We start from the raw sequence: 12,048 nt of genomic DNA, 5'->3' as shown, positions 1-12,048 counted from the left end.
AGCTGTTGGTCGGTATATTGTTATCATTGCACGGCTGCTATTCTTGATGAATGAGGCATCGGAGTAATCTATGGCTATCAAACATATTGTCTGCGCACTGGCTTTAACAGCGTCCTGGGCGCTTGCTTCGCCCCTGCACGCAGAACCTGAAGACTCATCAGTCAACAAACTCAAGCAACAGAGCCATGAGCTTGGGGAGGCACTGCAAGAATACGGTGCCGACCAGAAGGATAAGGCGGAGGATTCCATTAACCGGGTGCTCTCAGCTCTGGATAAACGAATTGCAGAGCTAGAGAAAGAGCTCGCGGATAATTGGGACGAGATGAGCAACTCTGCCCGGGAACGCTCACAAGAGAGCCTTGCGTCTCTGCGCGAGCAACGTGAGCGAGTGCAGGCTTGGTACAACGAGCTCAAAGCTAGTTCAGCATCGGCATGGGAGCGAGCCAAAAAGGGTTTCTCGGATGCCTATGAAGCACTTTCCGAGCAGTGGAATGAGACTGAGCGGGATTTAACCCTTGATCAGGACAAAAGAAATAAAAGTATCTGACCACTAAAACCAGACAAGGAAACATCATGCCACTTTCTTCAGAACATATTGACGAGCTTAATCTGCTATCCCAATTTGAGTCTTCCTCAGGTCAGGCCGGCATTAAGGTGCACCGGAACGACGCGGCGCCAGAAACCGTTCAGGCAGCAGAGCGGCTCTTTACCAAGGGGCTGATTACGCAAGATGACGGAGGCTACCTCACGCCTTTGGGTAGCGAAGCTGTGGAGCTCAGCCAGAAGCTGCAGTCTATTCTTACAACGTAACAGTGATGCGGTCGGCTTGGCGCGCCATCTGTACCGGTTGCCCTGCCGGGCGTCTGTATCTGTTCTGCTTACGCATTAGTCTCTAAACTGATCGACGTTTCAGATAACTGACCCCGGCAGCCCGTTATGCGCTCTTTTTTCTATTCATTTTTTGTCCCTGCCCTGTTCGTATGGCTGTGGAGCACTGGTTTTATTGGTGCCAAATACGGCTTGCCCTATGCTGAGCCGTTTACCCTTCTGCTGATTCGTATGCTGCTAACTCTGGGCCTGCTTGTAGGCCTGGCCTGGATGCTCAAAACCCGCTGGCCTGGCTGGCGGGCGGCCGGGCACCTTGCTGTAACCGGTTTGCTGGTTCATGGCTGCTATCTTGGCGGTGTTTATTACGCAATTCAGGGAGGGATGCCTTCGGGAATCGTGTCGCTGGTGGTTGGCTTGCAGCCATTGGTAACCACGGGCGTCGCCGTTCTTGTTCTGAAAGAAACCGTTTCATGGCGACAATGGCTAGGACTGGGCCTTGGCCTGCTGGGTGTAACGCTGGTTCTGTTGGAGAAGTTTGGTAGCGGCACCCCCGGCGCAGGATTTCCTCTCTGGACACTGGTCTGGGCATTACTTGCCTTAGCAGGCATCTCTGTGGGTACGGTGTATCAGAAGCGCCATGGCACGGGGGCAGATCTTGTGGCGGGCACTATCATCCAGTACGGCGCTGCCGCAGTATTTTTTGCTGTTGCCGCACTAATGCTGGAAACCCGCGAAGTAGTGTGGTCTGTGCAGTTGCAGCTTTCCATGGCCTGGCTAGTGCTGGGCGTTTCTATTGGCGCCATTTTGCTGCTGATGTGGCTCATTCGCCGTGGTGCCGCCTCGCAAGTCGCCAGCTTGTTTTATCTTGTGCCCCCGGTAACCGCTCTGGAAGCCTTTTGGCTGTTTGATGAGCGGTTGGGCGTATTGGCAATCATGGGTGGGGTTGTGTCCATTACCGGCGTTGCCCTGGTGGTTTCACAAAGACGCCCCGCTTAAAGAGCCCAATCGTGTACGCCGATTTGATGCGCACAGGCGTGATCAGAGCAATAATCATAGCCAGATTCCGGTTGGTTATATTTGCTTTGAGTTCTGGACTATAGTCTGAAAAATCGGCAGTTGGAAAGCACTCTGGTGTCCTTATCGTAACGTCAGCACGGATGCGTTTGGGGTATCTTGAAACGATTATTACCCAGAAAATGTCTTAAGCTGCTGCAGAGATAGAAATGGTATGACCTATTGGCTGGTTGCAAATCCAAAGGCGGGCGATGGCCAGAGAGGCCGGGAGTTCTGGCTTGAAGAGCTGGCAAATGTTGGCATCACAAGCCCGGAGTGTTGTGACCTCCAGGAGCAAAGCTGGAAAACGCAAGTAAAGTCAGATGACATTGTTATGGTTGCCGGCGGTGATGGGTCGGTTAACGCGGGGGCGAGTTTATGCCTTGAATGCAACGCTACGCTGGCAGTTCTGCCTTCGGGTACCGCAAACGATTTCGCCCGTAATTTGGCCTTGCCAGATGAGCCAGCAGCGGTGTGCGAACTGGTTCGGCAAGGGGTAACGCAGCTGGTCGATGTGGCCGAGTTTGGGGGCGGAATTTTTCTCAATGTTGCGCACATTGGTTTGGGAACCCTTCCAGCCAGAGAATCACAAGGCTCTGCCAAAAAACTGCTTGGTCGTTTTAGTTATGGCGTCGAGTTGTTGCGTCGGGTGAATGCTAAGCGGGGGTTTCACGCTAAGATACAGTGTGATCAGGCTTTTGTGCGCGGGCATTGGCTATCGATTGCTGTCTCTAGCGGCGCGTTTTTCGGGGGTGGTAATGAAATTCCGCAAGCGACCGCCGATGATGGACTGCTGGATGTTATTGCCGTGAAACCACGGCCATTTTTGCAGCTACTGTTCACCTTCTTTTTGGTTCAGTTTAGTGGCAAAACGCCGAAGCGCACCAGTACGATTGTGCACCTGAAAGGCAGGCGCTGCGATATTCTGACTTCCAGTGTAAAAACCATTACCGTGGATGGTGATGTGGCGGGCAAAACACCGCTTCATGCGGTATGTCGCAAGCACTGCCTTAGAGTAATCGGCTCTTCGGTGGTGAGCACGGGAGAAGCCGATAGCGGTCGGCCGGGGCTCAGGTAGCGCGTTTATGGCTCGTAAATCTATAGCAAAACGACTGTTTCGTGGGATTGCTTGGGTGTTCGTCACTCTGGTGGTGTTGTTCTTGTCCGTGTTGCTCCTGTTCCGATATGTAAACCCGCCCACCTCGGCGTTTATGCTCAGCTACAGCCTCACAAACCCGCATAAAGACCTGAAACAGCAATGGGTCAGTCTTTCCGATGTTTCGCCCTGGATGCCGCTGGCGGTTGTAGCCAGCGAGGATCAACGGTTTCCGGATCATTGGGGCGTTGATTTTGCCGCGATTCGTAAAGCGCTGGCCGAGTATCATGCGGGGGAAGGCCTCAGGGGGGCCAGCACGATTACTCAACAAACCGCAAAAAATCTGTTTCTCTGGAACGGTCGCAGCTTTGTCCGTAAAACCCTGGAAGCCGGGCTTGCGCTTGCCGTTGACGGGCTTTGGCCCAAGCGGCGAATTCTTGAGGTGTATTTGAATATCGCCGAATTTGGCCCTGGCATTTACGGCGTGGAAGCGGCGAGCAGGGTTTATTTTGGCATCTCTGCGAGCCAGCTGTCGGCCAACCAGTCAGCCCGGCTCGCGGCAGTTCTGCCTAATCCGAATGTGTTGAGTATTGCTTCGCCATCGCCTTATGTCCGGGACCGGGTATTTTGGATTCGTGGCCAGATGGATCAGCTTTCGGGGCTGCAATACCTGAAGGGGCTGTAGGGCCTTCCTGCTCAAAACGATTGGTCCCGCCTGGTTAGTTCATTTAATTGGCAGGTTCACAGAGCTGAGTGGTTCTTTGGTACGATGAACGCTTGTGCTGACGGAAGAGAGCCTTATGAAAGTGTTGTTATTGGGAGCAACCGGTCTGACCGGTGGGATTGCTCTGAACGAACTGCTTGCCCGCGACGAAGTTGAATCGGTCGTCGTGCCTGTCCGGAAACCCTTGAACATTGTTCACTCCAAGCTGCACCAGCAAGAGATGGATTTTGATCGCATGGAGGACCATGCCGGGTTGTTCGAGGTGAATGTGATCATGTGTTGCCTGGGCACAACCATCAAAAAGGCAGGCTCTCAGGAGCAGTTTCGCAAAGTCGACTATGGCTACTGCCTGAAAGCGGCGGAGCTTGGCCGTGCAGCAGGTGCTCAGGCGTTTATTTTGATGTCTGCGATAGGTTCGTCTTCTTCATCGACTATTTTCTATAATCGAGTCAAAGGCGAGTTGGAGAATGGCGTTAAGGGGCTTGGGTACCCTTATCTGTCGATATACCATCCTAGCCTGCTTTTAGGTAACAGACCTGAGAGCCGCCTGGGAGAGGCTATGGGCGCCAAGGCCATGCCACTGATCAACCGCGCTCTTTTTGGGCCGTTGGAAAAGTATCGTGGCATAGAAGCCGCTAAGGTTGCCCGTGCCATGGTTAACGAGGCCTGCAGTCTCGCCTCTGAGTCTGCTGCAGAACAGGTTGTGCAGATCCGCGAATATCAGGATATCGTTAAGTTATCTGATCAGACCGGTTAATTGTTAGCCAAAATCCAGCTAGCGGCTTTCTCTGCAATCATCAATGTCGGTGAGTTGGTATTGCCGCTGGTAATGACGGGCATCACCCCCGCATCCACCACGCGCAAACTTTGCACACCTCTAACCCGCAGGTGGGAATCCACCACGGCCATGGTGTCGTCCTGTCGCCCCATACGCGTTGTACCCACAGGGTGAAAAATAGTGGTGCCTATGTCGCCAGCCAGGCGGCTCAGGTCTTCATCGGTCTGATACTCTGGCCCCGGCTTGTATTCCTCGGGCCGGTACTTTGATAAGGCCGGCTGTCCGGCGATGCGGCGTGTTACTCGTAGTGAGTCAGCGGCCACCTTTCTGTCCTCCGGAGTGCTCAGGTAGTTAGGTGCGATAGCTGGGGCTTCCAGGGGGTTGCTGCTACGGATACGCACCGTGCCCCGGCTGGTGGGGTTCAGGTTGCACACGCTGGCGGTAATGGCCGGGAACGGGTGTAGGGGCTGGCCGAAGGCATCCAGACTCAAGGGCTGAACGTGGTATTGGATATTGGGGTATTCGTATTCATCGGAGCTACGGGTAAACGCACACAGCTGTGAAGGCGCCATGCTCATAGGGCCTGAACGTTTAAACAAATACTCCAGCCCAATGCGAGCCTTACCCCACAAAGAGTTGGCCATAGTATTCAAGGTGAGGGCGTTACTTACTTTGTACACAGACCGGATTTGCAGGTGGTCTTGAAGGTTTTCGCCTACACCTGGCAAGTCTGCGACCAACGGAATGTTCAATTCCTGAAGCAGGTTGGACGGCCCGATGCCAGATAATTGCAAGAGTTGGGGTGAGCCGATCGCACCGGCCGAGAGAATAACCTCGCGGCTGGCCATGGCGAGTGTCTCTTCGCCTACACTGGGACTTGTTGTGCGCACACCGGTGCACCTGGGTTGCTCTGCCTCGGTGTTGATTTCCAGCCCCAGTACCTGGGTGGAATGCCAAACGGTGAGGTTGGGCCGTTTCGAGGCGCTTCGCAAAAAGGCCTTGGAGGTATTCCAGCGCCAGCCGGCACGCTGGTTTACTTCGAAATAATCCACGCCTTCATTGTCGCCGCAGTTGAAGTCTTTTGTGCGGGGTACACCCGCCTCAAACGCTGCGTCTGCAAAGTCTTCAAGAACCTGCCATTTCAGGCGCTGGCGCTCCACCCGCCACTCGCCACCATGGCCGTGGAAGCGCTTGTCAGAGTGATTTGCACCGCTGCCGGCGTCCAGGCCATGATGATCCTCATGGCGCATGAAATCTGGCAGGCAGTTGTTCCAGCTCCAGGCGTCATCGCCGGTTATCTCTGCCCATTGGTCGTAATCCCTTGCTTGGCCTCGTATGTACAGCATGCCGTTGATGCTGGAGCAACCGCCCAAGGTTTTGCCGCGAGGGTATATCAACGAGCGGTTGTTGAGCCCCGGCGCGGGTTCAGTGCGGAAGCACCAGTCGGTACGCGGATTGTCTATGCAATAGAGATAGCCCACCGGGATATGAATCCAGTGGTAGTTGTCGCGTCCTCCAGCTTCAATCAGCAACACCCGATTTTTTGGGTTGGCACTCAGGCGATTAGCTAGCAGGCAGCCGGCTGTTCCGGCACCTACGACGATATAATCAAATTCGTACAGCCCTGGTGTTTTTTTGTTATCGGGCAAGATGGTTTCTCCAAATGATTCGACGCGACATCAACCCAAAGTGGCGTCCAGAAACATCATTACAACAAAACCTACCAACAGCGAGAAGGTCGCCAGGGTTTTATAACTGTTTCGGTGGGTTTCAGGAATAATCTCATTGCTGATAATGAACAGCATAGCACCCGCGGCAAAACCAAGTGTCCAGGCATAATCGGTTCTGCCAGCCATACCAGTGCGGCGCCGAATACACCGCCAATGGGCTCGGCCAGCCCGGTCAGAAGTGCAATAGTGAAGGCTCGGACACGAGAGTATTGAATAGCCATCAATGAAAGGGCTACGGCGAGGCCTTCCGGGATGTTCTGAATGCCAATACCCATTGCCAGCACAAAGCCATTGCGTATATCCCCTCCGGCAAAACCGACACCTACCGCCATGCCTTCGGGAAAGTTATGCAGAGTAATGGCGATAATAAACAGCCAAATACGGCGTATATGCGAGGCATTAGGGCCTTCCGGCCCTAAATTGAAGTGTTCATGGGGCAGTTTCTGATGGATATAATACAAAGCCCCGGCGCCAGACAGAATGCCGAATATGACCAGCAGCGCCGCAGCCCAGGTTGAACCCAGTAACGCCTCGCCGTGTTCCAGCCCCGGAAGCAGTAGCGAAAAAAAGGATGCCGCAAGCATCACACCGGCTGCGCCCGCGAGCATGCTGTCTTGCAGCCGGTCAGACAGAGATTTAATGAAGAATACCGCCAGGGCACCAATGCCGGTTGCAAGGCCAGCTAACAGACTTGCCAACGCGCCAAGCCAAACGACACTGATATCGGATGTCATAAAGGTTAGGTGCTCCTTTGTGGTGTTCTATCTGTTAATTGTCGATGGATGCGCTCAAAAAGCCTGTTTTGGAAACCTTCAGTCAAAGGGTAAAGGTGACCGGCATCCGGCATCAGTGTCAATTCTGCGTTGGGAAGAAGTTCCGCAAGGTGGCGGGCATAGTCTGCGGGTACGAACGTATCGTCCTCCCCCTGGAAAACAAGAACAGGTGTGTTTATCTGTTTCAGGCTGAAGCCCCAGTCGTTAAGCTCGGTGAGTAGGTCAGTGGCGATTGCCTTGCCGCCGCTTTCCAGGCAAGCCATCTGATCCTGCCGAAAGGTGTCTCCACGGAGTAACAGGTTAAGCAGGTCGCGATCGGACTGGTTAACCAGGTTCCGGGCTTCGTGCATGTACAGTCGCGGATGGCGCCGGGAGAGGTGCGTTACCAGTCGCACCGCGAGCCGTACGAGCCCCGGACTATATCGGGCCAGCCGTGGCCCCGGCCAACGTGTTTTTTCAAACAGTGTTTGGTGGCCTCTGTATTCAGCAAAGTTTGTGTAACCCGAAAGGCAGACGCCCAGGTCCACCCGGTTACCCAGTGCGTGGCAGCAGGCGAGAGTGCGTGAACCTCCGCTGGACCAGCCAAAATGACTGAATCTGTCCAAGCCAAGCGCGTCTGCCATTTGCTCGATATCTTTCGGGTAATCCAGCAATTGGCGCCCGTGTTGATAGTCTGAACTGCCGATGCCAGGGCGGTCGGGCGTAAGAATTCTGAACCCATGTTGCAGGGCCTGATTATGGAAGAACAGGCCCTGCAACCGGCAGCCTGGCATGCCGTGGCCAAAAATCAGTGGGTAGCCCTGCGGATCACCAAGATCCGTGTAGGCCAGAGTGCGGCCATCGCGCAGAATCAGGTTTTTCAATCCGTTGCCTGGGTCGGGCTTTTAGAACGGGACAACGTAGGCTCACAGCCAACAACCTGTCTCGCCTGCCTGTGCGCATGCAGATACCAGCGCTGCCCCGGCTTGGTGAACGTATTCGGGGTGACATAGAAATCCGCAGTTTCCATGGTTGCAGGGATAGGCGAGCCATCGGCGTGGCGGTAAACGCAACTGGTGCCAAGGGTGGCGGTAGTGGCAACGGGCAGCTCTAAGAAACCGTCGTCTCGAACCTGTGGCACATTGCCGTCTACGCTGATGATTTTGAGGCAGGGGCCGTAATGAACTCTGCTTTGATCGCTCAGATATTCGCTCAAGCAGTGCTGGGAGCTGATGAAAACGACACTTCGGTCTCGTCCGTCTGCGCTCGCGGGCATGCTTTCGTTGTTTTGCTTGTTGGCCGGGTTTGTATCTGGCATCGACTGGCAGCCCGCGAGGACAAGAAGGCAGGCCAACATAAACATAACGACAGGTTTCATTGAAACTCCTTGCTGCATTGAACAAAATGGAATTGTCCGGGAACAAGGCGTTAGTTTAGCTCAGCTTGCCCTCCCGAACATACGTTCGAAAAAGCCGGCAGAACGCACGTCGGGAATGGGCAGAGCATCTATCTCACCCATGGCTTTGCGCCAGAAGTGTTCAGGGGTGTCCAGTTCTGCGACTTGCGCACGCTCTTCAGGGCTATAGTGGTTATGCTCACCTGCCATTCCTTTCGCCATGAGCGCCTGTGTCCACAGGTAGATTGCACCTCGCACGGTTCTTAAAAGTCGTGAGTAGGTATCGCGGCTCAGGTTAATTGCCAGCTCGGCACTGAGGTTGATTTGCTTCTGCAGGGTGGCCATGTCCTCGGCCTCCAATAGTAGCCGATTTCCGTCGCCCTTTTTGCTGTTGACGCAGATTTTCTCCAGGGATTTTGTGCCATCCGTCAGATCAAGATGGGCAAATTCCTGTGTTTGCTGATCGCTTACCGGCGCTGGGATCCATCCGTACTGGGGGGATTTCGCTACAATATGCCCTGGCAAATCCCGGCGATAGGGCGGGGCAACCTCACGATCCTGGTAGCCGTCCAGCTCTGCCCTCAGCCAGGCAGCCATTTTTTTATGGCGTAGCATCATGGCCAGAGTGATCGCCGATGGCATGATATCTTCAAGTAGCTCAGCCGAATCCCGGGTGCGCTCGTCAAGATGGTTTACCGATGCAGACATGAATGCTCCCTGGCGGAGCCTGCCCTTGTGGCGCCCCCGTTGTAGTTTTGTTGTTGTGCGGCCACCGGTAGTGCTTGATCGGTAGCCTCTGATTTCTACTGGTGTTTAAAAAGTAGACAATTATGTTGAGGCGCACCGTTGTAAAAAGTTATCTCTTTGTAACGACAAGTAAACGGTGCCTGCAGGTAAACGCCCACCAGGTATTACATGCCTGAGTTGGTGCTCTCGAAGATTTTGTCTGCAGAGGCGGCAACAAACCCGTTGTAAAGGCTGCCGTCGGGCTTCGGATAGCGTAATGCGAACTCATAAAAGCAGCTGGGAATGGTCATTTTGCGGTCACTAAACTGAACAGGAACCCTGTCGGCCATGGTGGAGGACTGTTCAAGAAGGTCTTCGGGCGAGCCTTTCACTTCCCCGCCGGAGGCGTTTACTGTAAAGCCGTTGTTGGTCAGAAGCTGATTAATATCAGCGACTGTTTCAAAGTTGTGCAACTGATTAACGCTTACGGTGAAGTGGTTTGCCCTGTAGCCCCAGGCAGCCAGCCAGGCGGCATACTCGCTCTCTTCGAGCAGCTTGCGGTAAGTGTCGTAATCCAGATCCCAATGTCTGCCTGAATACAGAAAGCTGTCTTCAGCAACCTGTTGGTTTGTTATTCCTTGAACGAGTTTTTTTACCACAACCTGAAGCTCCGGCGAGCATTGCTCCGTCAGTAACTCTGAAATAAACACCCTCGGGGCCTCGGGGTCCGCGTGCTCATAATGCCGGGCATAGAGCTTCTTGCCTTTGAAGTGGTACTCGCCACCTTCGCGGTAACCCAGGGCCAGGAAGTGTTCGGCAAGGGCCTCCAAGCCAACTGGCTGCAGATTGAAGGTTCGCAAGGCAATATGATCGTTAATGATTGCCTGGCCTTCTTCGGCACCCAAAATACGGTGGATTTGCGCAGCCGACGGTGTAACGTTTTTATAATTCTGCCAAAGATTCTCGAACAAGGCGTTGCGATCAGTATGCATAGCTTAGCTCCGTAGCTGTATTTTGGGTTTGTGCCGGTGCCCCCTGAATTAAAGGCAAAATGCGCGAGAGGTTACCGTTTTCAAGGCGAAGTTTTTTTGCAAGGGCAGGCGAAATGGTCAACGTATCTGACTGCTCCGACACCTCGGATGTAATCGTTGCCCGAAAATCTGCTACACCTGCGTTTGTTATCAGCGTTGGTTCGTTTTGTATATGACTGGTACAACCATAGCCGCTGCGCATGCTTGAGTATGGCTCGGCCACTCTAACCCTGCATTCAGAAGAAACTCTCACACTACGAATGTCAGCCAGGGCACACTCCACCGTTGGCCCCGCATCAAACAGGTCTATAAAACCTTTATGCTGAAACCCTTCCGCCTCGAGTATCCGCAAGGCCGGCCGAGTATGACTGTGTACCTCACTAAGAACGGCTCGAGCTTGCGGGCTCATCAGGCAGGTGTAAAGCGGGTGGGACGGCATTAGCTCATCAATGAAATCGGTGTAGCCGGAGCCAACCAGGTGTGTTGCCTGGCCAAACTCCATATCGACAAAGTGCGTATTCAGCCAGTTCCAGAATGGTGATTGGCCGGAGGTATCAGAAACCCCGCGCATCTCGGCAATGATCTTGTGAGAAAAACGCTCCGGGTGAAGCGCCATAAACAGGAAGCGCACCCTGGAGAGCAGTTTACCCGCATTGGCCTGGCGGAACTCCGGGCGTAGATAAAGCGAGCAGATCTCCGAATAGCCGGTGTAATGGTTGCAGCGGGTGAGGGTTTCCACGCTGCGACGAAGATCAAGATCCCGGGAGTGATGAGTAACGGTGTTTCGCCGGAAATGATACAGCGGCCGAGTGTGTCCTGCGTTGGCCTCAATTCCGGTGGTGCCGAGGATGTCGCCTGTGGATTCGTCTTCCAGCACAAACAGATAGTGCTCATCGCCAGGGCTTATTACCTTGCGCTCAAAGCTGGCAATCGAGTGAGAAATTTTTCGCGCCAAAGCGTCCCTGTTGGGCATAAGGGATGTAAACCCAGGGCCGGACTCTTCGGCTATCTGAAAAAGGACATCCAGATCTTTGTCGGTAATAGGGCGAATAATCATGAGCGGCAACCTGACATTGTTTCGAGTCAGTATGCAGTGAGGCTCTGCCGGTTTGCAGATGCACTTTGATCGTAATGCGCTATGCTGTTATCAAAATAACGGAAGAGTTTGGCAAAATGATTGGAAGTAAGGATCAGAACTTGCTCATGCTGCTGCGCCAAAACGCTCGAGTCAGTATTACAGATTTGGCCAAGGCGTTGCATCTATCGCGCTCAACAGTTCAAAACAGGATTGCTCGCCTGGAAGCCAGCGGCGTAATTGCGGGGTATGCGGTCCAGTTGGGCGGGGCTTTTTCTTCCAGCCAGGTGGAGGCTCATGTGTCGATAAAGGTTGCTCAGAAGCTGACGGCGCGAACAAATGCTGCGCTTGAAGGTATTAGCCAAGTATCACAGCTATTTTCAGTAAGCGGTGAGTACGATCTGATAGCCATTTTACAGGCACAATCTCTGGAGGAGTTGAGTGCCGTACTGGATGAGATCGGTAATCTTGACGGTGTTGAGCGCACCAACTCGGCCGTGGTGCTGGAAACCCGCTTCCGGCGTTAGGCGAATTCTCGCATCTTTTTTAACACGGCATTTTTAGGAGCCCAGCATGCCGGCGAAGGCGCTGTATAAGAAAGCGGCTGAGCCAAGCAGGATAAATCCCCACGCTGGGAAAATCAGGAAAGAGCGAGTTGACTGCCTCATGGCGGTCTCCTGTGAGTGGTGGAATTCGATGCGCTTCGTTTTTTTACTCTAGACCAATCTTGATAAATGTCACATAAAAATATCGGCTGTACCGCTCCGTATACAAAATATGGGATGGTTTAGTCAGTAGAGCGGGTGTTTAATGCCATTGAGCTCTCAAAAAATAACGCTACTATTACAATAAAATAGAC

14 protein-coding genes are annotated in these 12,048 nt (G+C 53.5%); 7 read left to right on the top strand and 7 right to left on the bottom strand.

What is annotated here, in order from left to right; all coding sequences use genetic code 11:
* Nucleotides 1-70 precede the first annotated feature (70 nt).
* The 6 genes from BCA33_RS14520 (at nt 71) to BCA33_RS14495 (ending at nt 4,458) form a co-directional block, all read left to right on the top strand.
* Nucleotides 71-547, top strand: a complete 477-nt coding sequence (locus BCA33_RS14520) for a hypothetical protein (protein WP_139173016.1) — start codon at nt 71-73, stop codon at nt 545-547.
* Nucleotides 548-573: 26 nt separating this feature from the next.
* Nucleotides 574-810 (top strand): TIGR02647 family protein, encoded by a 237-nt coding sequence (locus BCA33_RS14515; protein WP_071266940.1) that lies wholly within the window; start codon nt 574-576, stop codon nt 808-810.
* A 126-nt stretch (nt 811-936) separates the two neighbouring features.
* A complete protein-coding gene (locus tag BCA33_RS14510; protein WP_071266938.1) occupies nt 937-1,824 on the top strand; it encodes a DMT family transporter in 888 nt (295 codons plus the stop codon).
* Nucleotides 1,825-2,056: 232 nt separating this feature from the next.
* Nucleotides 2,057-2,959, top strand: a complete 903-nt coding sequence (locus BCA33_RS14505; RefSeq protein ID WP_071266936.1) for a diacylglycerol kinase family protein — start codon at nt 2,057-2,059, stop codon at nt 2,957-2,959.
* A 7-nt stretch (nt 2,960-2,966) separates the two neighbouring features.
* Complete coding sequence (mtgA, locus tag BCA33_RS14500; RefSeq protein WP_071266934.1) at nt 2,967-3,662, top strand: monofunctional biosynthetic peptidoglycan transglycosylase; 696 nt, start codon at nt 2,967-2,969, stop codon at nt 3,660-3,662.
* Between the two features lie 115 nt (nt 3,663-3,777).
* Nucleotides 3,778-4,458 (top strand): nucleoside-diphosphate sugar epimerase, encoded by a 681-nt coding sequence (locus tag BCA33_RS14495; RefSeq protein WP_071266932.1) that lies wholly within the window; start codon nt 3,778-3,780, stop codon nt 4,456-4,458.
* Here BCA33_RS14495 and BCA33_RS14490 read toward each other — a convergent pair.
* The 7 genes from BCA33_RS14490 to BCA33_RS14460 all read right to left on the bottom strand — a co-directional run bounded on the left by BCA33_RS14490 (nt 4,455) and on the right by BCA33_RS14460 (nt 11,171).
* On the bottom strand, nt 4,455-6,128 hold the full coding sequence (locus BCA33_RS14490) for a GMC family oxidoreductase (RefSeq protein WP_071266930.1): 1,674 nt from the start codon (nt 6,126-6,128) through the stop codon (nt 4,455-4,457). The two genes, BCA33_RS14495 and BCA33_RS14490, sit on opposite strands and share 4 nt — an antisense overlap.
* A gap of 71 nt (nt 6,129-6,199) precedes the next feature.
* Nucleotides 6,200-6,943: a ZIP family metal transporter gene (locus tag BCA33_RS14485; RefSeq protein ID WP_254774430.1), complete on the bottom strand. Its 744-nt coding sequence runs from the start codon at nt 6,941-6,943 to the stop codon at nt 6,200-6,202.
* A 5-nt stretch (nt 6,944-6,948) separates the two neighbouring features.
* The gene (locus tag BCA33_RS14480) at nt 6,949-7,845 is read right to left on the bottom strand and encodes an alpha/beta fold hydrolase (RefSeq protein WP_071266928.1); all 897 of its coding nucleotides are present in this window, start codon (nt 7,843-7,845) and stop codon (nt 6,949-6,951) included.
* A complete protein-coding gene (locus BCA33_RS14475; protein WP_071266926.1) occupies nt 7,842-8,339 on the bottom strand; it encodes a hypothetical protein in 498 nt (165 codons plus the stop codon). Before BCA33_RS14475 ends, BCA33_RS14480 begins: the two co-directional genes overlap by 4 nt.
* 60 nt (nt 8,340-8,399) lie before the next feature.
* On the bottom strand, nt 8,400-9,065 hold the full coding sequence (locus tag BCA33_RS14470) for a hypothetical protein (RefSeq protein WP_071266924.1): 666 nt from the start codon (nt 9,063-9,065) through the stop codon (nt 8,400-8,402).
* A gap of 203 nt (nt 9,066-9,268) precedes the next feature.
* Nucleotides 9,269-10,075, bottom strand: coding sequence for a DUF1338 domain-containing protein (locus tag BCA33_RS14465; RefSeq protein ID WP_071266922.1), 807 nt, complete (start codon nt 10,073-10,075; stop codon nt 9,269-9,271).
* Entirely contained in the window at nt 10,065-11,171 is a 1,107-nt protein-coding gene (locus BCA33_RS14460) for an arginine N-succinyltransferase (protein ID WP_071266920.1), read from the bottom strand. Before BCA33_RS14460 ends, BCA33_RS14465 begins: the two co-directional genes overlap by 11 nt.
* 116 nt (nt 11,172-11,287) lie before the next feature.
* On the opposite strand from BCA33_RS14460, the gene BCA33_RS14455 reads away from it, so the two are divergent.
* The gene (locus BCA33_RS14455; RefSeq protein ID WP_071267036.1) at nt 11,288-11,716 is read left to right on the top strand and encodes an Lrp/AsnC family transcriptional regulator; all 429 of its coding nucleotides are present in this window, start codon (nt 11,288-11,290) and stop codon (nt 11,714-11,716) included.
* Nucleotides 11,717-12,048 lie beyond the last annotated feature (332 nt).

Origin of the sequence: Marinobacter sp. AC-23, assembly GCF_001858325.1 — a bacterium.
GTDB lineage: Bacteria > Pseudomonadota > Gammaproteobacteria > Pseudomonadales > Oleiphilaceae > Marinobacter.
This window is presented reverse-complemented; position numbering and strand designations above follow the sequence as displayed.

Coding starts and splice junctions, on each gene's coding strand:
- BCA33_RS14520 (WP_139173016.1), top strand. CDS start 71: ATGGCTATCAAACATATTGTCTGCGCACTGGCTTTAACAGCGTCCTGG.
- BCA33_RS14515 (WP_071266940.1), top strand. CDS start 574: ATGCCACTTTCTTCAGAACATATTGACGAGCTTAATCTGCTATCCCAA.
- BCA33_RS14510 (WP_071266938.1), top strand. CDS start 937: ATGCGCTCTTTTTTCTATTCATTTTTTGTCCCTGCCCTGTTCGTATGG.
- BCA33_RS14505 (WP_071266936.1), top strand. CDS start 2,057: ATGACCTATTGGCTGGTTGCAAATCCAAAGGCGGGCGATGGCCAGAGA.
- mtgA (WP_071266934.1), top strand. CDS start 2,967: ATGGCTCGTAAATCTATAGCAAAACGACTGTTTCGTGGGATTGCTTGG.
- BCA33_RS14495 (WP_071266932.1), top strand. CDS start 3,778: ATGAAAGTGTTGTTATTGGGAGCAACCGGTCTGACCGGTGGGATTGCT.
- BCA33_RS14485 (WP_254774430.1), bottom strand. CDS start 6,943: ATGACATCCGATATCAGTGTCGTTTGGCTTGGCGCGTTGGCAAGTCTG.
- BCA33_RS14475 (WP_071266926.1), bottom strand. CDS start 8,339: ATGAAACCTGTCGTTATGTTTATGTTGGCCTGCCTTCTTGTCCTCGCG.
- BCA33_RS14470 (WP_071266924.1), bottom strand. CDS start 9,065: ATGTCTGCATCGGTAAACCATCTTGACGAGCGCACCCGGGATTCGGCT.
- BCA33_RS14465 (WP_071266922.1), bottom strand. CDS start 10,075: ATGCATACTGATCGCAACGCCTTGTTCGAGAATCTTTGGCAGAATTAT.
- BCA33_RS14460 (WP_071266920.1), bottom strand. CDS start 11,171: ATGATTATTCGCCCTATTACCGACAAAGATCTGGATGTCCTTTTTCAG.
- BCA33_RS14455 (WP_071267036.1), top strand. CDS start 11,288: ATGATTGGAAGTAAGGATCAGAACTTGCTCATGCTGCTGCGCCAAAAC.